Source organism: Psittacicella hinzii, from assembly GCF_003585885.1.
GTDB lineage: Bacteria > Pseudomonadota > Gammaproteobacteria > Enterobacterales > Psittacicellaceae > Psittacicella.
The window spans coordinates 31,115-53,502 of record NZ_NRHC01000001.1 but is presented as its reverse complement, the minus strand read 5'-3'; the positions used below and the strand labels follow the sequence as shown (position 1 = coordinate 53,502).

Genomic DNA, 22,388 nt, shown 5'->3' with positions numbered 1-22,388 from the left:
TAGGTCTTAAATTTATGAAAATTGAGAAACAATTAATAATCTCAAAAATTATTAATTAGTGCCTTTGTAATCAAGGGCTACTATGTACACTTCACGCGAACGGTCACGCGAAGCATCTGGCTTACGGATACGAACTGTTTTAAAAAGACGACGAACTTCTTTTAAATATTCTTCAAAGCCTTCGCCGTGGAAGATTTTGATTACAAAGCTTCCGCCTTTAGTTAAACAGTCTTTGACCATTTCTAAAGCTAACTCACATAAGTACATAGCGCGTGGAATATCCACGTTTGGGTTACCTGAAAAGTTTGGTGCCATATCAGAAAGAATTACATCTACTGGACGACCATCAATCATTTCGATTAACTTTTCAAGTACAGCCTGATCACGAAAGTCACCTTGTAAAAAGTCAACATTGAATAAAGGATCCATGTTGAGAATATCGCAGGCAATAACTTTACCTTTTTCACCGATAACAGTAGAAGCGTATTGCGACCAGCCTCCAGGTGCTGCTCCTAAGTCAACTACGATCATGTCTTTATGAAAAATGCGATCGACTTTTTGGATTTCTTCTAATTTAAAGTAAGCTCGTGATCTTAGTTTATTGGCATGAGCTTTTTGTACATATTGATCTTTAAAGTGCTCATTTAACCAACGACGAGAACTTACTGAAATATTTTTCTTTGCCATAAAGAGTTAAGCTTCTTTAGAAAATTACCTTATGATAAGTGATTAATTAATGCTAGAGCAGAAGCTAAGAAACCAAACACTACTCCAGGCATATTAGCTACAGCTAGAGGTAAATCTCTTTGTGGTTTAAATAAACCATAAAGTACCTACAGAGTACAGTTAACCCCTGCAGCCATTGGTTGAATAAAGTCACCTTTAACCCCGTTTAAGCTGTTTACAATTTGTGGAATGTACGCAACGTACATTAACATTGAAGTACAAGTAGCAACCCAACCTAATGCTGTAAAGAATTTTTCATTTGATTTAGACACGGGATATCTCCTCTTTGTTGTTACTTTGTATGTTTATTGTCTTAGTTCATTATTAAGATTTTGGGGTAAATGTAGAAAGAGTTATAAAGCTTATAACTTTTACCGTTTTACTTATAAAGGGTAAAACTAAGTCAAAGTTGTAAAACAAGTTAAGCTAGTTCTCAAGGTTAAACTAGGTTAGCTTCTAGAGCAGTTTTTTTCTCCTAACTAAAAAGCTATCCTAATAAGCCTTACCTCAAAAACCAGTAACTAGTGTAAAGTTTTATAACTTTAGTTAACTAGTTATATCTATAGTTGCAACTTTCACAGTTGTCTATAACAGTTACATAAGGTTAACTTGTAGTTTGTCTAACAAATATAACCAGAAGCTTGGAGATTGCAACAATCTACCTTTACCTTTAGTTAAGGAGGAGTTAAGAATTTAACTACTTATTTATCTTCTTGGTTAATTTCTTAGTTTGCTACATGTTTACCAGGATAAGGAGTATCCTTATAGCCATGGTAATTATGTAAGTCACAAGTTAACTTTGCAAGATTCAGTTGTAAGAACCTAGTTACCTCTATATTTGCATTTGCTGTTAGATGTTAAATGTTTGTATAAAAGCAAAAGGGGATCTATACAAATGAAGCGCTTGCAAATAACCTTTCTACAGGGAGGCTTACTGACCATAATCCTAATTCTATCTAAGTTAAATAAACAAGTTTTTCTATATATTAAGTATTAAATCTCTGTTTTAAAAAGAGTATATAGAAATCGTACTCTCAAGAGAGCGGATACACTTGTGTATAAAATTAGGTAGTTACTTCGAAAAAATTTATGGGGCTTTTATTTAATCAAAGTTTTTCTTGTATTTTGTCTACCGTTACTTATTAACTTGTTATACAGCTACCATTTTTAAATTAACTTTCTTCAAGCTAAGCTCTAGTTTTGTTATTTAAAAAGAGCAAGTAGCTAGGTAAGATAGTAAAGGTAACTAGTCAATAAAGTAAGATAGTTAACAAGAAAATAAGGGGATAATTAAAAAGCTATAAAGTTTTTCGAATGAACTAGACTAAACATACAAATAGTTTAAAAATTAATGGTTAATAATAAAAAATTTCATCCTTAATAACCTAGCTAGAGTAGAGTTAGATTGAAGCTCTAAAGCACTAACTCAGACCTAGGTTTAACTAAGCATGAAGCTATATTATAGCGCAAAAGCGAAGATTTTGCATAAAAATATGCAAAATAAGCGTTTTTATCAGCGCTATAGGGAAAAATATGCTATAATACGCCTCTGTAATATTTACATGTAAATGTGAGGTTTCAATGGCTTTAAAATTAACAACTGCAGTTAAAAAGGAATTATTTGGCCTATCTCATGACTTAAAGCCTGTAGTTATGATTGGGCAAAATTTATTAACTGATGCAGTTATTAGAGAATTTGTAAACAGTATCGATCACCACGAGTTAATTAAAGTAAAAATGACTTTCGAGGGTGATACTGCTGAAGAGCGTAAACAAATCCGTCAAGCAATCTGTGACGAGATCTTACGCCAAACTGAAGGTGTACATTTAATTCGTATCGTAGGTAACATTGCTGTGTTCTACAAACCTTCAAAAGCGAAAAAAGTTGAAGAAAAACTAAAAGTTTTTCGTGGTCGTTAATTGACCTGGTTAATCAAGCAGATTGCTTTAGCTGATTAACTTAAATATTAATTTAAACTTTACTGAACTTAATTTCAGGAAAGCAAACAAAATAACTAATTAAAAAGAGCGCAAGTTACTTGCGCTCTTTTTATTCTGCATCTACAGGCTCGTTTGAGTATTCAACTTCAAGAATTTCGAAGTTTAATTTACCGCTTGGAGTAACAATTGTTACTTCGTCACCTTCTTCTTTACCGATTAAACCGCGAGCGATTGGTGTTTTGTAAGAGATGCGACCTGATTTAACATCAGCTTCATCTTCACCAACAATACGATATGTGATTTCTTCATCAGTATCAATATTGTATAGTTTTACTTTACAACCAAAAACTACGGTTTCCACATCTAATTTAGTCACATCAATAACTTGTCCGTTACTTACTAAACCTTCGATATAAGAAATACGAGCTTCGATTAAAGATTGTTCTTCACGCGCTGCATGGTACTCAGAGTTTTCTTTTAAGTCGCCGTGTTCACGAGCTTCAGCAATTGCTTTAGTAATTGCTGGACGACGTTCTCTTACTAAGTATTCTAACTCTTTACGTAAAAGTCTTTCCCCACGTTGCGTAATAGGAATTGTTTCGATAGTCATAAATTCTGTTAGTCTAATTAAAAAAATATCTACCTAAAAAAATTAGGTAGCCCATAATCTTAAATAAAAAATAAAACCCGAAGTAAAGCGGGTTATGAAGCATAATTGCTTAGCCGGTAAATTAAATTTACCGGTTAATATTTTTTCTTTGCACCTAATCATTATAACATAAGTTAATAATAATTAAAAATAACTTTAAATCTCAGAGGAGATTCCGAGATTTAAAAGTTATTTTTACTTGAGTAGATTAACTTAGTTCTTTGCTAACTCAACTTAGTACTTTTGCTAACTTAACCTAGCATATTGGTAGTAATCTAACTGCGTAACTAAGCTAAGTTGGTTTCATGTTAGCCGGTTTAGAGTTAGCCTAGGTTTAATCTAGAATTAGCTAGGGATTAGTTGAGCTGAAAATGCCCGTTTCTTTCAACCAGCGGACGTTTAATAATTCTCGGTTGCTCTTGCACTAAAGCAAAACCTTTTTCATCAAACTCATGGTTTTTAGTTTGGGCTAATTGCTTGAAGTACTCTTTAGCTTCTGCTCCAAGTGTAGCAAAGTTTCTTGCTCTTAGATTAATCACTTGATCCCAACCTAAGTCTTGTAAGGCTTGAGTAAATTTATCTTTATCTACCCCTTGGCTAAGGTAGTCATGAAAGTCTACGTTAAAACCTTGTTCTTTTAGAACTTTAATATGCAATCTTACGGTTGTACAAGTTTTAATCCCGTAAACTGTAATAGATTCAGTCATAACTGTCCTTTAAATTATTATAGTAGAGTGTATTTTGATCTTTTTATTATACTCTTTTTATCAGCTAGAGAAAAATCTCCAGAGCAAAAAACTTAAACTTGTACTTTAAGCGGACAAAATAACCGGAATTTGTGGTTAAATATTTTGTTAAACCCTTACTATGAGTAGGTGATTAAGTAAATTTATACTTAGGTTTTACTTATCTATATTTTTGTAAAAGATGAGTTTGCTACCTTACTTTGCAACTAACTTAGTTAGCTCTTTGAAGCTAACTATGTTTTTCTAACCCCGACAGGGATAGAGCTCGTTGAGCTAAGCTAAAAGCAAAATCCTAGATTTCTTTTTGAATTATTAAGAAAAAACAGCGAGTTGTGCTCGCTGTTGAAGATTAAGATTAAATAATTTTGATTTCTTAAGGTTAGCTATATGAAGAAAAATATTTTATCCACTTACCGAAGTAGCGATAAAACCTTTTCTCTATTGCTATAAACATTATAACGCTTGTTTTAGAAAAAACAAGAAGAAAATCTGATTTTTTATTTTTGCTAAAAATTTTCTTGGAGCTAACCTTTTGATAAAAGGGAGAGATTTACCTAGTTTTTATTGTGACTTTTTTCACAAATTCTTTTGCAACTTACGGTAGAAAAATAACATTTTTTGCCGTAAGTTAACAAAAGTAAAAAGTAAATTTAGGTGCTACAACTCAAACTAGTTAACTAGTTTGTTTCTTTTGCTAGTTAAGTAGCTTACAGTTAAGCAGTTAAGCAATTAAGCAATTAAGCAATTAAGCAATTAAGCAATTAAGCACAAGCAGTTAACTAACAAAGTAGCATTGCGATAAAGCTTAAAGTAGAACTTAAGCTTTGATCATCAAAGCTGTGAATAAGTAAGAGACCAAATTAGCCAATGAATGGGTATTCATTTGCTAGAGGTGACTTTAAGAAAGTCGAGTAGCTGCCATTGATAAAGTAACGATCATTACGTTTAACAATAACATTTTGACTTTCAAGCTCACTAATTAGTTGACGATGGAATTCGCCATTAACTTCGAAGTTTAAGTATTGCGCAAGTTTTTTGTCTTTTAAGTTGCCAGAGAAGATAAGTTCATCGGCAACAACAAATTTGTAATACTCTGGAGTAGTAATTTCTGCGAGATCATAATCTCGTTCATTACTACTAACTTCTTGTTGATCCCAGTATTCTACAAGGTTAGACATCTCTTGATCGTCAACCACTGCGCTAGTGTAAGCTTTGTTAGTGTTCTCATTAAAGTAGTACTCATTAGTTTTTAACTCACGATGCGCCATGCTACGTAAATTAAATTGGTATTGGCACAGATCATCGTAAGTAAGTACTTTAAGTTTATCTATGTTATTAACAATAATGAAGTTAATGCCATAGCGCTTACCTTGTTTGAGTAAGTAAACTAAAGTAGCTAGAGTATATCTTGGAACATTAAGAGTTATACAATGAGCAATCATACTATCATCAATATTGTCGATAAAGACATAGAGAGGTTTGATTTTCTCTAGTTGTACTGAAGAGTATTGGTTTCCTAAACTGAGGAAATGATTGTAATTGATATAATCTCCGGCATTTAGCTGTGAACATAAGCGACGACGTCGCATTAGTTCACTGTACACTAAAGCAATTAGCCCTTGTACTTGTTCACGAACAAGTACGGGGTGAATTAAATGAGGTAAGTCATTTAGTTTAAAGATTTGATGACGTGAGTCATCACAGTAAGCTAAAAACTCAACTTCATTTGGACTCTTAGTTAAAGCTAAGCCCATCATAATTTCGGTGAGGAGATTACTTTTAGCTTCACTTTGTGATCCCATGATTAAGCTATTACTTTGCTCAAAATCTACCTTAAGAACTTGATTGTCTTTATCTAAACCAACTCCGATAGCGGTACTTTCTTGGTTGTCTGAGAAAAGATCAATTAAGTTTACTTGGGCGTTGATGTAACGTTCAACATAAAGTTTGTTGTCGTTTGGATCAATTAAAGCTTTTAACTTACGACGATCATAGTTGCGGTTAAAATCTTTAACGAACTTTTTCGGATCAACAGTTGGTAAAAGTTTGATTTCATAGCGATGAGCTTCTGCTACTTTGCTACGCGAAAGAATTTGCGCTCCAGAAGTAACTTTATTTAAGCTCTTAATGAGGAAGCGAATGTAGTCATTTAACTGTTTGTTGTCTTCAGCAAAAATTTGTGAAGGTAATAAAAGGTTTTTAAATGGTACTTTATTACCTTTTTGTTGTTCAGCTTTTTGCATTAGATTAGACAGGTTAAATGTTCCCGCATGAGCATTCGCAAAAGACTGACTTAACGCATTGCTTGGATCAGCTTGAGCTTCAACAAATTCTGATGAAGTGGTAATACTTTGCTCACTAGCAGTATCTTCAACTTGCTCAGTTAAGATTTGCTCATCAGTATCAACAGTTTGTTCTGTAGTAGAGACTGCTTGCTCTTTTTCTTCTTGCTCTTGCTCATGCTCTTCCTCTTGTTCTTGGTAAGCTTTAGCAACTTGGGTTAGAGCTTGTTCATTTGAAGCTAGATCTGGTTTTGTTTGAGCAACATTTGTTTCTACTGCAGACTCTTGTTTGTCTACTGTAGAGGCTTGCACTTCTACCGTAGAATCTTGCTGCTTAACCTCAGCTTCTTGTGCCTCGACAACAGAAGTTTGGAGAGCTGTAGTTTGACTAGGAGCTTGAGCGTTGTGAGAAGCTAATTTTTCTTCTTTATTAGCTAGGGCTTGTTGTTCAAGAGCCTGTTGAGAAGCAAAGATAGAACCTACTTTTGTACGTTCTTCTTGGCTAAATGGATCTTGATAAACAGCTCCACCTTGTTCCATAAAAGAGAAGTCAATTTCGCCTCTTTCATTTACCGCTTTAAACTGTGGATTACGATGCCCTAAGATAGCTAACTCTTCATAAGCTAGTTGCTCTTCAGGTAAATCAAAAGCTGGTTTACTTGTAGCTTGTTTAATAGCTGCAGGTTGGGTTGTAGCTTTAAAGTAACTTGCAGAAGTTTGCTCTTGATCAGCTGTTGATAAAGCAATATTTGCTTCATGCGCATGATCTTGCAAGTCAGCCTGCGAGTTATCCGCAATTACATCTTGCTCATCTACTTTATCGACAACTTCTTGATCTACTTGTTCACCAACTTCCTCATTACCAAGCTCATCAACTTCTTCATCAACTTCTTCATCTCCTTGTTCGTCAAGTAAAGTAAAATCAACTTCTTCGTTAAAAGCTTGATTAGTTGCTTGAGCTTCAGAAGTATCAAGTGCTAAAGAGAAACCAGAGGTTTGCTCATCTTCAGCAAGATCATTTTCACTGTTGTCATTATGATCTTCAACGGTGTTTGTATCTTCATCTGCATTTGCAGTATCGTCTTCAGGGATAAAATCACTAGCAGTTTGCTCGATTTCATCATTAGCTTGAACTGTTGTATGAGCAGTTTGTTCAAGTTCGCTACTTGTTTGATCTGCAAATTCATTTGTAGATTCTTCTGCAGAGAAATCTGTAGTTTGCTCTTGAGGTTTAGTAGTTTCTTGAAGCTCTACTTGCTCTAAAGAACTTTGCGCCTCTGGAGAGTTTACGTTTCCTTGCTCGTTGCTATCGTTGCTAGAGTCTGTAAAAGAAACTTGTTCAACCTCTTCAGGAAGAATAACCTCGCCTACTTCGTAAGGGTAGTCCTCACGGAGTTTCTTGATACGTTGTCTTTCTTCTTCAGCTTGTCTTTCTTGCTCACGCATTACTAGACTAGCAAGTGACTGGTTGTCAAAATAGAGCTCGTCATCTTCTTTGAAGCCATGCGAGTTCTTATCAACACGTAGAGCAAACATAGGCGCTAAAGGATTAGAAGAGTTTGCTAGGTAAGCACGATCTTCTTTAATGCCTTGCATATAGTTTTTTGCTTGCGCTAAAGTTCTTTCTAACTCTTCTTGATCATACTCTTCAACTTTGAATGCTTTGGCAATAGAACTTAAATCAAGTTCATCTAAAGATTCTGGAAGAGTTTGCGACCAGATTTCTTGCTCTGTTGTGTCTGCTTCATGGTCTTGTAAGTCAAGATCATACTCAGCTTGAGTTGAGGTTTGTTGATCTTGCTCTTGATCTCCTGCAAACTCTTCAGTTATCTCTTGATCAAATTCTGCAGCCTGATCTTGTGCAAATTCTGTAGCTTGATCTTGGGCAAATTCTGTAACCTGATCTTGCGTAAATTCTTCAACTTGATCCTGCTCAAAGTCAGCAACTTGTTCTTGGCTAAATTGCTCTAGATCTTCTTGATCGCAGTTGCCAGTGTCAGCAAAATCTTGCTCAAGATAATCGTCTTCTTGGGCGTTTTCTTGATAGCTATTTAGTTCGAGTTCAGCTTCTTCTTGTTCAATCTCTGCACTAAGACTAGCAATGTATTGATCAAGGTCTTCAGCTGTAAGTTGCTGCAGTTCTGAAGTATCTTGGAAGTAACTTAAAAACTGTTCACGTTGTTCTTCAGGAAGAAGATCTAGCAGACTGAGAATTTGACTAGCGTCAAGTTCTTGTTCGTGATCTTGATCATGATCCAGCTCCTGATCTTGATCTTGCTCTTGATCCTCTAGGTTATCTGGCTCTGCGTATAGAGGTTCATCTTCATCAGCTAGATCAGGTTCTTCCAGTAAGCTATGTTCGTTAGTTGTGAGTACTTGCTCATCTTCTTGTAGTTCTACTTGAGGGTATAGCTCTACTTGAGAGTTTTCGTCAAGGTCACCAAAGAGTTCAAGATAATCAGCCTCATCATGCTCCGCCTGATCATCTTCTGCTTCTAAACTTTGTTCGACGTCTAAAAAGTCTACAGGAGTTTGCTCTTCTTTTTCTTCTACTTCTGCACTTTCTTCACTGTTTTTGCTTTCTTCACTGATGTTGACAAAATTAGGTTGTTCAACTAGATTTGGCGTAAAGTCATTAAAGTGTAGCGATTCTGTAGTTTCAATTAGAGGCTCTGTAGTTTGAGCTAGAGGCTCTTCGGTGTTAGCTTGAGTTTCTCGGTGAGGAGTTTGAAGTTGAGCTTCTACTTCTTGCTCATTATTGTTTGTCTCTTGTTCAGCTTCAATAGCTTGAGCTTGCTCTGCTAAATTTATTTGCTCAACTGCACTGATTAAATCAACAGTATTTGTTTGCTCTTGTGAATTAGTCGAGGTATCCTCGCTAAAGTTTGGAGCTAAGTTAAGAGCTAAACCTTCAGAAACAACTGGATTTGTTTCTTGCGTTTGACTAGCCTGAATATCTTGGCTGGCTTGGCTAGTTTGGCTTAAAATCGGTTTTGGGGTTGTAAATATTCCTGGGGCTGGAATAATTTGCTCTACTTCATCAAATTCGGCAAAGAAGTCAAAAGGCTCTTCCTCTTGAGCTTTTGAGCTTACGTCGTTGGTTGAATTAGTGGTAACAAATGGATCTACTTGATCTGGTAAAGTATTGGCAACAAATTCTAGATTTGAGGCATGATCAAGTCCTTCCTGAGTTTTCTCTTCAGGAAGTAAATCTAACTGGCTAGTAAAAGGATCAACATATTCAAGCGCATTTAAGTCAACAAATTTGTTCTCTGTATTTGTTGCTTTTTGTTCTTGTTGCGCTTGTAAAGTAGAAGTAATTTGTTCAATAACTTCAGGTTTTACTTCAACTTTTTTATTTAGGTTATAGGTAATGGGATAAGAAGGGGATTCTTGTTCAAGATGAGTGAAGCTAGCATTCTCTGCAATTTTTGGTTTGCTAGGTTCAGGGACTTGGGTAAAGTCAGTAAAATCATCTAAAGAAGCAAAGAAATCATACGAAGAATTATCCTGTTCTTCTTGAGTATCATCTTTTTTCTTTTGCATATATTACTAGTCTGTCTTTATACAGAAATGAAAGAGTAAGGAATAATTTGCTAAGCTCAAGGTTTTACCTTGGCTTAGCAAATATCTACTTAGTCTTTGAGATTAAAACTAGGCATTTGTAAGTTACTTACGTCTTGCCCTTTAAAATCTGTAAAAGTATTTTTCTCAGATTCTTGTTCTGCTTTGGCTTTTTCTGCCTTAGCAAGTTCTTCAGCTTGTGCTAGAGCTTTAGCCTGTGCTTCAAACTCTTCATCAGTGACTGGCATATCAAAAGAGAAGAGGTCAATTACTGGAAGAGCTGTAGGTATAGTAAACTGTTGCGCAACAATTTGGTTAACTGTCTCTGTTGAGTTTGTAACATCAGTAGTAGCTGGTGTTTCTTCAGTTGTAGCTTGCTCAAGTTCAGCAGTTTGTTCAACCTCTACTTGTGGCTCAAGTTCTTGAGCTTGTTCAACTTCAACTGTTTGTTCTCCCACAGTTGGTTGTTCAACTTCCACTGTTTGCTCTTCTACAGCTGGTTTTTCAGCTTCAACAGTGTGCTCTTCTACAGTTGGTTGTTCAACCTCAACAGCTTGGGTAGCTGTTGCAACTTCTACTTGAGGCATTTGCTCTAACGCTAGCTCTAGGGTATTTTGTTCTTCAGCTTTTTCCTCTAAGCTTTCTTCTAAGCTTTCCTCTTGGTTTGCTTCTAAGCTTACTTCTTGGCTTACAAGTAACTCTGGAACAAAATAGTGAACTGTTGCTTTTGCGTTAATTTCTCCTTGTTGACTAACTACAACCGGAGTTTCACTTTGCTCAAGTTGGACAAAAGTTACACGTGCTAATCCTGGAGCTATACTTAGTTCAGCTGGAGTATTTTCTTTTGCAAGAAGTTCTCGTAGTTGCTCTAAGTAAGCATCGTCTAGCATTTCTGTTTCCAAGATTATTCTTAAAAACTCTAGACGTGGAAGCTCTGGTTGTGGGATTAGATTATCATCGATAAGATGGAAGTATTCTCCATCATAGCGATTACGAATACGCATAGCTACAACTTTTTCATCATGACTACGTTTGTCACGTTTGGTAAGTTGAGGAACGCTTTTAACCCCATAAGTTTCTTGATGAGCATTTAGGAGTTGTAATTCACCTAAAGTTAAACCTGTACCTGCTAGAGAGTTTAAGATTTCTTGCTGACGAGTACTAATGCCGTTTAGGAGCATGTTTTGCACTGGACGGCTGGTTTTCTTTAAGGTATTTAGTACAGCTTGGGTAAGAGAAGAAAGGTTAGCATGGATATGTTCTTCTTTACCGATAATTAAATCATTTTGTAATTGACTAAAGTCAGGACCTTTAGCTAGTTTTAAAGCTTTATTGAGCTCTTCAAAACGATTAAAGTTAGTAAGTTGTTGAGCAACTTCGTTGTTCTTTGTAGGGATTCTGACAAAGAAAGAGCGGTTAGCATCACCAACTATTTGGGTTTGGTAAACTTCAATGCTAGGGTTACCTGGTTTTTCTTCTAAATCTTCATCTGCTTGGTAAACAGATGGTACTTTATTATTAGCTTTTTTATTAGCATTAGCTGCTAGAGATTTATCGATTTCAGAGAAGTCAAAATCTTCTTGGGCATTTGTAGCTTCTGCTTTTTCTTCAGCAAAGATATCCAGACGAGAGCCAGCTGAAGTTTCTTTTAATTGGAAAAGCTCTTCAAGATCTTCACCACGTTTTAGATCAAAAACAATATTGCGTAACAAGTCATCTGAATATTGATCTTCAGTGTCTTGTGCAGAAGTTTGTTCAGAAAGAAGTTCTGGGTTTTTTACTTGCTGAGCAACTTTTGCAAGTTCTTTAATTACTTGTTCGTCAGTTGCCTCTTCTTCTAAAGCAGAGTGTACTTGATTAGCTTCTTGTTCTTGAGCATGAGCTTGTTCTTGACTTTGTTCTTGAGCTGGTGCTTGTTTGTGCTCTTGATCTTGAGCAGGAATTTGCTCCTGACTTTGCTCTTGAGAAGATGTTTCTTCTTGTTGATCTTGTTCTTGAGTTGCTACTTGAACTTCTTCGTTAGTAGCAGCTTCAGCAAGCTCTGCTTCGCTAGTAGCTAGAGTCGAAGCTTCTTTTGCTTCAGCAGTTTCTTTTACTTCAGCTTTCTCTTTTGCTTGGCTAGTTGCAGTACCTGGGTTCTCGTCAAGTTTAGCTTCTTTAGCTTCAACTTGCTTAGGGGATATTTTTGTTGTATCTAGTGCAAAAGGATTATCTTCTTTCTCTTTGCTTGGCTGAACAAAGAGATCGTTTAAATCTGTAGTTTCGGAAGATTTTTTGCCTAAGTTATCCAGATCAAGTTCAGAAGTTGCTTCAACTTCTTCTTGTTTTTGGACAAAAAGGTCTTCATCTTTCTTTACAGGAGAATTCGGTGTAGTTGATGAGTTTTTGCTTTTACGTTTTTTACCAAAGATTAAAGCTAACAGTCCTGTTGAGGAATCTGTTTGCTTGGTCTCTTTATCTAAAGCAAATAATTCATCTAATGATGGTTTTTTATCCATAAAATTATCTTTGAGTTAGATTAGATCTTAGCTAATATTATATATTAAATTGCCATAAAAAAGGGTAGTCACTTACTTATGACTACCTTTTTGTTGTACTTTTGCTTTTAAAGCTTGTAGACCAGCTAAGCTTGCTTTTTTAGCAGCTAGTTTAGCTTGACGAATTTCGTAGCTATCAGCTGGGGCTTGAGAGTTGTAAGATATTTGGTTATCTTGAGAAGCTTGAGCGTTTTGTGCTTGAGTTGGAGCACTTTGCTCTTGCATTTGAGTGCTTTGCTCTTGTGCTTGTACAGCTGGAGCACTTTGTTCTTGAGCTTGTACTTGTAGAGCACTAGAATCTTGACCAGCTACTTCAGCTTGATCTTCCCAAGAGTAATCTTCGCTAGTTGGTGGAATTGGATCAGAGATGATTTGTTCTTGGTAGCTCTGTTCTTGATAACTCACTTCTTGATAACTCTGTTCAGGATAGCTTTGCTCTGCACTTAAATTTATGTCATTTATAATTGCAGAGTTGTCTATGTCTAGAGTTTGTTCATGAACATACCCTTCAGGAAAATCATGGGTAAGCGTGAAGTAGTTCTCTTCTTGTCCTTGCGGAATTAACGAAGAAATCGCTACTGGAGCTTGTGATCCATTGCTGTCTAGGTTGAGAGTAGTTATACTCGGAGAATAACCAGAAACAACCATACGTTTTAATAAAGTTAAAAGCGAAGTTTTGCTATAAGCTTTTTGACTTTGTAAGAGCTCTTGATACTTGAGATCGTATTGACGCCATAGGAACTCTAAAGTGTCTTGTTGGGCTTGACTTGGAGAAGCCAAGTTAGAGTAAGCGTTAATTAGACTTGCCAGTCCATCAACTTCTTGACGTTGTTGGTTAAACTTGTCTTTTAAAGTGAGTGGAGGTAGGTTAAATACACGTAGGTATTTGTTTTTCTCTAGTTCACGCTCTCTTTGTAAGCGTTCAGATTCATCAAGAATTGAAGAGCTAATTGAGCTATCTTGGTAGCTTTCGAGATCGCGCTGTTGATAATCGGCAGTACTTAAGAATGCGTAGTAATCAGCCACTAGACGTTTAATCATAGTGTAATACATAGCGATCACTCCCGCTGCTGTAATTAGCACGCCAATAAGGAGTTGCATTAAGCGACTAGATGTAAAGTAAGAAATTAGATTAGCAACAAAGCCACCTTCATCATAGATGTTAAATAACAAATGCGGATTATAGGTAATAGCGTTATAGATAATACCTATCCCACTAAAAGTAATACTACTTGCAACGATAAAGCCTAGCCAAGCTAACCAACTAAAACCTTTACGTGTTCTTTGGAATAAGAAAAAGATGTGCATTAACGTAAAGAACACGGTAATGACATACGCAAATTTGCCAAAGCTAAAGAAGTTAAGGTCAGCTAAACCTGTTAAAATTGTTCTCCAGGTAGCTTGATTGTAATAGTAACTGGTAGTGTAAGTTATCCCTGAATAATAAGGATTAAAGATTAAAATACTGACTATTGTTATGCCGCCAAATAATACAAGCAAAAGAAGTAAGAGGCGACTAACAAATCCCGTTTCTGTGACCATGTCGTTAAATGAATTTTTTTAGTCTATTTTAGCATTTAAAGAAAAGACCTTGAGAAATTTTTCTCAAGGTCTTTAAAATGTAACCCCGTAAGCCGGATTCTGTTTTATGTAATCATTCATCTAGGACTAACATCACTGTTAGCCTCAAGCGATCTACCCGTGTTAAGTCAGGGCGGACTATATTAACACCTATTTGATCTTGCTCCGAGTGGAGTTTACCTAGCACAGCCATTACTGAACTGTCTGGTGAGCTCTTACCTCACCCTTTCACCCTTACCTAGTAAACTAGGCGGTTTACTTTCTGTTGCACTTGTCGTCAATCTAGGCTTGAGCCTAAACTTCCCAGGCGTTACCTGGCACTTTGCCCAATGGAGTCCGGACTTTCCTCTTACAAATACTTGCAAGCGATTACTCGGATTACGCAGGTATTTTAGCACAAGCGGGTATTTTTTACAAGAATAAAACCGGGAGGACAGGTCCTCCCGGTTATTAGTTACAGTTTAATTTAGTTATAGTCTATTGCTGATTAACTGTTAGAGTAACAGTTTAATAAGCAAAGAGTAAAAAGTAGTTTAACACTTAAGTTTTTGTGCTTAAGTTTAACACTTAAGTTTAACGCTTAAGTCTAGCACTTAAAAGAAAGTAAAGTAGTTACTTATCTTCTTTATTTTCTTTTGTTGTTTCTTCAGACTTAGCTTGAGCTTCTTCACTTGCTTCAGATTTGTTTTCTTCAGCTTCTTCAGCTGCTTCAGCTTTGTCTGTTGCAGTATCAACAACGCCTTGCTCTTTTAAAACATTAAGCGCTTGCTCTTTTTTCTCTGCCATTTCTTGGTGTACAGCAGAAGCTTTTTCTGCTTCTTCTTTTGCCAAGTTCATGGTTTCTTGAGCTTTAGCTTGTGCTTGTTCAGCTTTTTCTTGAGCTTGTTGTGCTACTTGTTGTGCTTGCTCGTCTGCAGAGTTTTGCGCTTCTTGAGCTGCTAAAGCGGCTTGTTGTTCAGCTTCTTTAGCTGCTTCTTTATCAGCTTTAACTTTCTCTTTAGCTAATTTTTCATCAACTAAGATTTGTGCTTTCGCAATTAGAGCTTGACGTTTAGCACGTTTATTTTTTACTCTTTCAGCATCTACTTCAAGTTGTAAAGTATAACCTTCAGTGCTTTCTTTATAAGCTGCATCTCTATCTACTGAACGCGTAAATAAGATTAAAGAAGCTAAGTCACGTAAGTTGATAATATCAGTTACGTGGTGTTTCTCTAAGAACTCAACTTCATCATCATATGAAGCAATTGCTGAAATATTAAATTTAGGTTCAACAAATAGTTCTGGGTGAGTTACAAAGATCTTGTCTACGGTATAACCAATTTCGAAGATGTTTTCACAAGTAAAGATTACAGAAAGTGCATCTTTAATGTTTGCTTCTTCAAAGTGAGCAGTGTTTTTAAAGTCACCGAAGATAGCATGCACACCGTCTCGGTTAGTTTCATAGAACTCGTCGAGGTTGTTAGTAATTACAACTAAAGGAATAGCTGCTTTATTTAGACGTTTAACGATTGCTTTACCAATAGAAGCATAACCAACCACAATGGTGTGTTTGCTCATTAATACTTGGCTATTAGTAAAGGCGTGATCTTCTTCAAAGGCTTTATCAAGTTCTTCTTCTGAAAGAGGAATTACTGATGAAGCACCTGAAATGATTTCAACATCTGGATTTGTTAAGTCTTTTTCTTCGCTTACAACTTTGTCTTCAGCATGCGCTGGTTTGTGTGAAGCTTCCCAAGTTACACTTGGAGATGCTTCTTCTTGCGCTACTGGAGCAGTTACTGTATTGCTTTCTAATGCAGCACGTACACGGTTGTCGTACCAGATTAGGAATTTTTCCATTCCTAAGAATAAGAATGGGTTTAAGACAATACTGATAATAGCACCAGCAAGAATTAAGTCTTTCATGCTGTCGGTTAAGTAACCGTAACCTACTGCAAGACCTGCAAGGATAAACGAGAACTCACCGATTTGCGCTAGAGATACTGAAATGGTTAAAGCTGTACGGTTAGATTTACCCATACCTCTAATTAACACATAAGCAACTAGAGATTTAACCACAATAATAACTAGAGCAGTTGCGATTACGCCTAGTGGGTTGCTAATAATAACTTGGTAGTTAAATAGCATACCTACGGCTACGAAGAATAACACTCCGAACGCATCACGTAATGGTAAGGTATTATCTGCCGCACGGTGTGATAATTCCGAACCGTTAAGAATCATACCCGCAAAGAATGCACCTAACGCGTAAGATACGTTAAAGACTTCTACTGCGATATACGCAATCCCTAGCGAGATAGCCAGGGTTGCTAAAGTAAAGAGTTCTGACGAACCAGTAGCTGCTGAACGATAAATAGCTGCAGGAATAATTTTGCCACCAAAGAAGAACATTACAAAGACAAAGGCCGCAAACTTAACTGCTGTCCAGAATAAGTTCATGCCAAAAGTACCTAGGTCAAAACCTTCACCTGTTGACATGAATGACATAGTTGGCAGAAGAACTAATACAATAACTGTTAATAAGTCCTCAACAATTAGCCAACCGATTGCTATTTTTCCGCGAGGGGTCTGAGTAATATTATTATCTTCTAGAGCACGTAATAATACTACCGTTGAAGCTACTGATAAGCACAGGCCGAATATTGCTGCTTGGAACCAAGATAAACCAATGAAGTGACCTACAAGGGCAACTATCCCGATTGTACCTAATACTTGGGCAATTGCTCCAGGTATAGCAATAGATTTTACTTCATTTAAATCCTTAACAGAGAAATGTAACCCCACACCGAACATTAGGAGAATAACCCCTACTTCTGAAATTTGGTTAGCTAACTCTAAGTCGGCATTATACACAAAACTTACGTTAGGACCTAACAGAATTCCGGCAAATAGGTAACCAATAATTGGTGATAGTTTAAGGCGATTAGCGATCATACCGAAAATATATGCGAGCATGAAGCCAATAGCGATAATACTAATCAGAGGAGTATCATGGTGCATTAATGTAATGTATCCTTATTTTTGTTTGTGTTTAATAGGAAACTATCTACACTACAAAATTGCCACCCTGTTGGATTGTCTCCGCACCTACAAGGTAGTAACCTTGGTGCAGATGTTGAAAGTTGTTTTTATAAATATAGCGATAAATTCTTGTTTATCTAGAGGTTGCTAAGTTATTCCACGTTATTTTTGCTAAGGTATTTTGTGCTAAAGCATTTTATGCCAAGGCATGCTTTACCTTAAGCTATTTTTGCTAGAGTGTTTTAGCTAGGTTATGTTTAGCTAGCCAGATTTATGTGTACTCACCAGTTGATGCGTTGACCAGCATTAACCTCTAAACTAACAACAGCCGGCAAATCTCGGCAATTCGAGAGTTACCCTTAGTAAATGGTAATCCTACAAATTAGAGATCTTACTTGGAGCTTGTTAGGCTAAACGTAAATTTAAATTATCCATTGAAATAGCTTCAATAGTGAACTATATCTATACGGAGCTAGCTCTATGTAAAATTGCAAAAGCTAATTTTGCCTTAATAAACACACTTTTTCTTAGTTTGCTCTTAGTTTGTTCTTACTTTGCCCTTACTTTGTCCTTTGTTGTTTCCTCTAAGTTACTACTTAAGAGAAAAAAGGAAGAAACAAAATAAACAAAATAAGCAAAATAAGCAAAATAAACAAAAGAAACAAAGGTTAGTTAAAGTTTAGCTATAAGAAAAATTATTTTGCATGATTTTTTATAAAAAACTAGATCCTTATAAATTGTAACACATAAAAGCGATTTAGCGGGAACTAATCGTATAATTTTCTGAAAAAAAGAGGTACAAAGAAAGTGGAGATAAATTTTGCGTAAGCAAAAGTCCCTAGGAGCTTTCTCCTAAGGACTTTAGTGCGACTAAATTAGTTTAATACTGTATTAGTTGCTTTACCTGTTTCAACAACTTCTTTAATGTTGCTTAAAGTAGTGTTAGAAATAGAAGTTAAAGCTTCTTCTGTTAAGAACGCTTGGTGACCTGTTAATAATACGCGTGGGTTGTTTACTAGACGAGCGTATACAGTGTCTTCAATTACTTGAGTTGATAAGTCTTTGAAGAATAACGCTGATTCTCTTTCATATACGTCTAAACCTAAACCACGTAATTTACCTGAAGCTAATGCGTCTAAAGCATCTTCAGTATTTAATAAACCACCACGGCTTGAGTTAATTAAGATAACACCATCTTTCATTTTCGCGAAAGCTTCTTTGTTTAAGAAGTGAGTGTTTTCTTTGAATAATGGGCAGTGAACAGAGATTACATCAGAAACTTTGTATAAATCATCTAATTCAACATATTGTGCACCTGCATCTACAGCAGCTTGAGTGTGGTATGGGTCGTAACATACAACTTTCATACCTAAACCTACTAAGATACGGATCATTGCTAGACCGATTTTACCAGTACCAATTACACCAGCTGTTTTACCGTATAAACAAATACCTGTTAAGTTTTCTAGGTTGAAGTTGTTTTCTTTAATACGGTTGTAAGCTTTGTGAGTGTTACGGTTTAAAGTAAATAGTAACGCTGCAGCATGCTCAGCAACTGTTTCTGGTGAGTAAGCAGGAACACGCACTACTTGGAAACCTAATTCTTTAGCTGCTTCTAAATCTACGTTATTGAAGCCCGCACAACGTAATGCTACGATTTTAACGCCTTTAGCTTTTAAAGCAGTTAAAACTGGACGAGATGCATCGTCGTTTACGAAGATACATACTACATCAGTACCGTCAGCTAATAATGAAGCAGTACTTAGTTCTAAGCGTTGTTCTAAGTAAGAAATGTTGTAGTTGTAACCACCATCTACATTTACTTTATCAAAGAATTCTTTATCGTATGATTTTGAGCTAAAAAGAGTAATGTTCATGAATTAAACTCCAATGTGTTTGTCAATTTCGCATATTATAGCGCATTTAATTAATAAGATCTAAGAAGAATTTTATAATTTTTTCACAAATATAAAGAAATTTAACACGTAGTTAACAAGTTAATGAATTCTAACTAATTGAAAAACAAAAGTAAATTAGCGTATTATGCTTTTAACACCTAGCCTAAAAAGCAAAAAATTATAATGACGTTTACAAATTTATTTGCCTTAATTTTTTACCATAGCACTCAAGAATTAAGTTTTTAGAGAGTTTTGGAGAAGGATTTAGAGGGTAAAGGAGTGTCTTGCTGGAAGTGTTTTATGAGGTAGGCTCTAGTTATTTGTAGGTTCTAGAGAGTTGATTTTCATTTTAGGGGAATAGACTTACTATTTGTAAGGGTATAACTTTATGTTGGTGACTAGTAATTAGCAATTAGTACTTGGAAATAGGTGCAGTTATTGATTTTTACAATTAGCTTTTGCTGCTCCTCTACTTGGTAGAAATAAAATCTTGGTTCTTAAGACAGGAAGACACAAGAAAGAGACAAGGAAGACGCAAGAAAGAGACAAGGAAGACGCAAGAAATAGACAAGGAAGATACAAGTTGGAAATAAAAATTTTGTCTATAAGATTGAAATTTGGGAATTAACTGCGATAACTATAAAGAGTTAGAGGGCTTCATTTGTCTACGAAAGGAGCAAATGAAACCCTCTAATAAAAGAGAAAAAATTCTTTCCTAAGTTATGAGAGTTATAGCAAAGCTAGCTGTCAAATAAGGATCAGAGCTTAGGTTCTCAAATTTACTTAGGTAAAGCTGGTTAATTAGTAGTTGACTATAGCTAACTAGAGGCTAACTAGTGTTTAGCTAGTAGTTCGTTAGTGCTCTCAATTAGTTGATTTTATATTGATTGCTGTTTTGCGCTTCAACTAGAGCAATGTAAGGTTGAAGTAAAGAAACCATCATCTCTAGATGTTCTGGGCTCGCATTGAGGCATGGCACCATAGAGTAGTTTTTCCCACCATGATGCAAGAAGAGCTCACGGTTAGCTTCATCAATTTCTTCTAAAGTTTCAATACAGTCTGCAGCAAATCCTGGACAAATCACCATAGCGCTTGCTCCTGGATTAGCTTGGGCATAGCTGGTCAGAGTTTGATCGGTTTGTGGCACTAACCAAGGTTCTTTACCAAACACAGACTGGTAAGTCATTTGGTACTGTTCTGCATTTAAACCAAGAGCATGAACTACTGCTTGCGTGGTAGTTTCACATTGTTGTGGATAAGGATCTGCAAGTTCTTGCGCATAGCGAGTTGGAATTCCGTGGTAACTTAGAAACAACTTGTTCGTTGCACTAAAGTACTTCGCCGGTTCCACTTGTTCAAGAGTTAAATTTTCTTGTTTAGCAATATGTGCTTTAATGCTGTGCACTAAAGCTTTAATATAGCTAGCATCCAAGTGATAGTTATTTACGATACTAAAAGGCGGAACAAATCTTTGGTTCTTATCTGCATAGCCACGATTAAAAGCGTCAATTACAGGCAGAACTGTAGTTGAAGAAAATTGTGGGTATAAAGGTAGAACAATTACATGCTCCGGTTCGTGGTTAAATACTTGAGTGGTAACCTCTTTGAGGCTTGGTTGCCCGTAAGTCATACCAAGTACTACTGTCCACTCATGTTGAGGGAATTGTTTGCTTAGGGTTGCTTGTAGTTGATCTCTTTGTTGATTAGAGATACTTAATAAAGGGCTCCCTTGTTCAGTCCATACTGATTGGTAGATCTTAGCAACCTTAGGAGCACGAAAGAAACGAATAATGCGTAGAATAATTCCCCATTTTGGTTGGGAAACGTCTACAACTCGGGGGTCAGAAAGAAACTCTCCAAGGTATTGCGATACCGCTTGAGAGGTTGGGACTTCTGGAGTTCCAAGATTTGCAAGGATCACGCTGATTTTAGCCATATAAAACTCCGTAGTAAATTTTTAAAGGTAATTTTACCATAAGCGTAAGAGAAGATAGAGATTTACTCATGTGGTGAAGTTTATTGAGAGCTAATTGCAAGCTGGTTTAAAGACAATTGAAAACTAATTAGTAGTTAATTGCAAGCTAATAAGAAACGATTTCTTAACCAGAAAAATCGATATACTTCTTGTTAAATAAAGAGTTAATTCTTGCCCTGGTCAAAAATTAATTCACAAAAAGTAAGTAAGATATGCAAGAAAAGCTTAGCGTCATCTGTCAATAACAAGCTTACCTATAGTATAATTTAGAACTAAAGATTTTATAATTTTCCACTCTATTGATTTACCAAATATGAATTTAGATTTTATTTTTCACATTTTCTTAAATGCGAGTTTAGTTGTAAAAGTAGTAATGATTATTCTACTAGCTTTATCTTTATGGTCATGGACCCTAGTAATTAATCGTTTTATTACTTTAGGACGCGTAAAACGTCAAGATAAATCTTTTACAAAAATTTATAACCAAGGTGTTGGCTTCTCTAAATTAATCGAGTTCACAGAGCAACAAGGTGATTTAGTTGGTATGAGCCGTGTATTCTCTGAAGGGGTAGCTTCATATAAAACTATCTCTAACATCAAATACCAAACTCCAGAAGCTTTAATGGATTTAATTAACCGTAAAATGACTTCAACAATTTCTGAAGAAGTTGAAGATCAAGACTATGGTTTAAACATTCTATCAATTATTACAAGTATCTCTCCTTACATTGGTCTATTTGGTACAGTATGGGGAATTATCGAAGTATTTACTAGTCTTGGTTCTTTACAACAAGTAAACATTCAAGCAATTGCTCCAGGAATTTCAGAAGCGCTAATTGCGACAGCTATGGGTCTATTTGTAGCTATTCCTGCGTTAGTTTTCTATAACATCTTTAACCGTCGTGTTAACTTCAACGAAACTAACTACTACAACTTCCAAGATTCATTTACAGGTGTAATCCAAGAAGACGTACACCGTCGTTTACGTCAAGCTCAAACCACCAAGGAATAATTAACCATGGCTAATAATAGAAGACGCGCGGGAGTTCGTCCTGGTCGTAAAACCGAAATCAATATGATTCCGTTTCTTGATGTTCTTCTAACTCTATTACTTATCTTTATGATTGCGGCGCCAGCGGTAAATAGTTCAATTGACGTAACTGTTCCTAATTCAAAAGTTGCGAAAGCAACTCCGCAAAATACCCAAAAAGATATAGTTGTAGTTGAAGTACATGCGGATAATAGCTTTACTTTGCTCTTTAATTCAGAAAAATATACTTCATTAGATCGTGGTGCTCTGCAAGGTGAACTAAATAGAGTTCTTGCAGGTAAAACTGCTCCAAATCTAATTGTCCAAGTTGCTGCTGATAAAGGTGCGATCTATGACAATGTCGTGCAAGCTTTAACAATTCTCAAAGCTTACGGACTAGTTGATGTTGGTTTAATAACTAATCCTATCGAATAACCT

General features: G+C 36.0%; 13 protein-coding genes and 1 other RNA gene. 3 read left to right on the top strand and 11 right to left on the bottom strand.

Going from position 1 to position 22,388, the window contains the following annotated elements; all coding sequences use genetic code 11:
• Window positions 1-51: 51 nt before the first annotated feature.
• Both rlmE and CKF54_RS08225 read right to left on the bottom strand, forming a co-directional pair.
• Entirely contained in the window at window positions 52-687 is a 636-nt protein-coding gene (rlmE, locus tag CKF54_RS00165) for a 23S rRNA (uridine(2552)-2'-O)-methyltransferase RlmE (RefSeq protein WP_119524170.1), read from the bottom strand.
• Window positions 688-833: 146 nt separating this feature from the next.
• A complete protein-coding gene (locus CKF54_RS08225; RefSeq protein ID WP_262407781.1) occupies window positions 834-998 on the bottom strand; it encodes a hypothetical protein in 165 nt (54 codons plus the stop codon).
• A gap of 1,309 nt (window positions 999-2,307) precedes the next feature.
• Here CKF54_RS08225 and CKF54_RS00155 point away from each other — a divergent pair.
• Window positions 2,308-2,646, top strand: coding sequence for a YhbY family RNA-binding protein (locus CKF54_RS00155; RefSeq protein ID WP_119524169.1), 339 nt, complete (start codon window positions 2,308-2,310; stop codon window positions 2,644-2,646).
• A gap of 130 nt (window positions 2,647-2,776) precedes the next feature.
• On the opposite strand, the gene greA is transcribed toward CKF54_RS00155, so the two are convergent.
• The 9 genes from greA to hemH form a co-directional block, all read right to left on the bottom strand.
• Entirely contained in the window at window positions 2,777-3,271 is a 495-nt protein-coding gene (gene greA / locus CKF54_RS00150; protein WP_119524175.1) for a transcription elongation factor GreA, read from the bottom strand.
• 401 nt (window positions 3,272-3,672) lie between these two features.
• Complete coding sequence (locus tag CKF54_RS00145) at window positions 3,673-4,023, bottom strand: ArsC/Spx/MgsR family protein (protein WP_119524168.1); 351 nt, start codon at window positions 4,021-4,023, stop codon at window positions 3,673-3,675.
• 899 nt (window positions 4,024-4,922) lie between these two features.
• Window positions 4,923-9,890, bottom strand: a complete 4,968-nt coding sequence (locus CKF54_RS00140) for an FtsK/SpoIIIE domain-containing protein (protein ID WP_119524167.1) — start codon at window positions 9,888-9,890, stop codon at window positions 4,923-4,925.
• 89 nt (window positions 9,891-9,979) lie between these two features.
• Window positions 9,980-12,406, bottom strand: coding sequence for a hypothetical protein (locus CKF54_RS00135; protein ID WP_119524166.1), 2,427 nt, complete (start codon window positions 12,404-12,406; stop codon window positions 9,980-9,982).
• A gap of 72 nt (window positions 12,407-12,478) precedes the next feature.
• Window positions 12,479-13,987 (bottom strand): cell envelope integrity protein TolA, encoded by a 1,509-nt coding sequence (locus CKF54_RS00130; RefSeq protein ID WP_147396785.1) that lies wholly within the window; start codon window positions 13,985-13,987, stop codon window positions 12,479-12,481.
• A gap of 72 nt (window positions 13,988-14,059) precedes the next feature.
• Window positions 14,060-14,411, bottom strand: an RNA gene (gene rnpB / locus CKF54_RS00125) — RNase P RNA component class A.
• A gap of 227 nt (window positions 14,412-14,638) precedes the next feature.
• Window positions 14,639-17,026 (bottom strand): cation:proton antiporter, encoded by a 2,388-nt coding sequence (locus CKF54_RS00120; RefSeq protein ID WP_119524164.1) that lies wholly within the window; start codon window positions 17,024-17,026, stop codon window positions 14,639-14,641.
• A gap of 896 nt (window positions 17,027-17,922) precedes the next feature.
• Window positions 17,923-18,924 carry a 2-hydroxyacid dehydrogenase gene (locus CKF54_RS00115; RefSeq protein WP_119524163.1) on the bottom strand — a complete coding sequence of 334 codons (1,002 nt, stop codon included), beginning with the start codon at window positions 18,922-18,924 and terminating at the stop codon, window positions 17,923-17,925.
• An 889-nt stretch (window positions 18,925-19,813) separates the two neighbouring features.
• Window positions 19,814-20,881, bottom strand: coding sequence for a ferrochelatase (gene hemH / locus CKF54_RS00110; RefSeq protein ID WP_119524162.1), 1,068 nt, complete (start codon window positions 20,879-20,881; stop codon window positions 19,814-19,816).
• A gap of 352 nt (window positions 20,882-21,233) precedes the next feature.
• On the opposite strand from hemH, the gene CKF54_RS00105 reads away from it, so the two are divergent.
• Together CKF54_RS00105 and CKF54_RS00100 are read left to right on the top strand one after the other, a co-directional pair.
• A complete protein-coding gene (locus CKF54_RS00105; protein WP_119524161.1) occupies window positions 21,234-21,932 on the top strand; it encodes a MotA/TolQ/ExbB proton channel family protein in 699 nt (232 codons plus the stop codon).
• 6 nt (window positions 21,933-21,938) lie between these two features.
• A complete protein-coding gene (locus CKF54_RS00100) occupies window positions 21,939-22,385 on the top strand; it encodes a biopolymer transporter ExbD (protein ID WP_119524160.1) in 447 nt (148 codons plus the stop codon).
• Window positions 22,386-22,388: the final 3 nt, after the last annotated feature.